The sequence below is a fragment of the Frankia sp. CcMO1 genome, assembly GCF_977945845.1.
The window spans coordinates 6,147-7,365 of sequence record NZ_CDWTMG010000246.1 but is presented as its reverse complement, the minus strand read 5'-3'; the positions used below and the strand labels follow the sequence as shown (position 1 = coordinate 7,365).

At 63.5% G+C, this 1,219-nt stretch carries 1 pseudogene; it reads right to left on the bottom strand.

The features are described 5' to 3' along the window. Positions 1-612: pseudogene (locus AC08OU_RS20785) on the bottom strand (glycosyltransferase family 2 protein); the annotation flags it as partial. Positions 613-1,219 lie beyond the last annotated feature (607 nt).

Sequence of the window (1,219 nt, the reverse complement as noted above, 5' to 3'; positions counted from 1 at the left end):
TGAACTTCCCAAACAGGCCCTAGGGTCGTAACAGACGGGGACCATGTCGAGCTGCTGGGCGGCGAGACCCATGGCCAGCCGGGCCCGCCGCAAGGCGGTGGCATCGTCGATGGTGTCGTCCACCTGGACGAACCCCGGAACGGGGGTTACCCGCAGGCGCTCGCCGTCGACAGCGAAGTCACAGCTCGCGACCGTACGCACGATCTCGCCGAACGCCGCTTCGGCGGAGCGGCCCGGCCGCGTCGGCAGGACGACGACCACCTCGCCGGGGCGGCCCTGGCCGATGGCGGAGCCACGCCACCGATGCAGACCACCTGCCAAGGCAGCGACCTGATTGAGCAGGGACAGGCAGGCGCCCGGAGCGAGGCGCTCGCGCAGCCGGCCGAACTCGGCAATGTACAGAAGGCCGACGACACAACTCCGGCCCGTCGATCGAGTGCGGCTCCGGGCCTGCTGGACGGTCGCGACGGCGCGATCGTGGTGCTCGTGATGGTAATGCCGTCGTCCTGGCACCCGCATGACCCGCCGCCATCCGGATCCATTCGGGACGACGAGGTCACTCGTTCGCGGATCCAGATCCGCCACCGCGTACTCCGGCGGCGGAACTGCCATGTTCAGTGTGTTGATCCCCCCCCGGCGTCGGCCTTTCAGTGACCGTTTCAGCGAAATTCGCAGCCATGAACTGAACTCTCGCTAGGGGGACGTAATGAAGTAACAAATACGTGATCGAGAGCATCATTGCAGGTCACAGGCCTGCGGGGGGTTCGAAACGCGCAAGTTATTTAATTTCGACTCCTAGATGCGCCGGATAATTCTAAATCTTTTTGGTGTAGGGAGTCGTGGGAACCGGGGCTGTACTCCTCTCGCCTGGCCGAAAAGTAAATACCTGGGCGCCTGATTCTCTGCTGGTTCGGCTTTATCGCTGGTTCGGCTTTATCGTGGCCGACACTTTACCAGCTGGGGTTCGGGTGTCTGTGGGTGGGCTGTGCGCCAGGAGGGAGATGATACGTTGCGTTGGCGGTATGTGAGTTAGATTTAACGTTCTGTTCATCCTTTCCGGTAACCATCCTTACTCGCGCGCGGATCGCGGACGATTCGGCGTCCGCGGTCTCCGCGGGAACGGCTACGGGAACGGCTACAGGACACGGCCGGCATGACCGGACGCGACTGGGCGCGACCGGGCACGGAAAAGGCTCCCCGGTTTTTCGGGGAGCCCTAT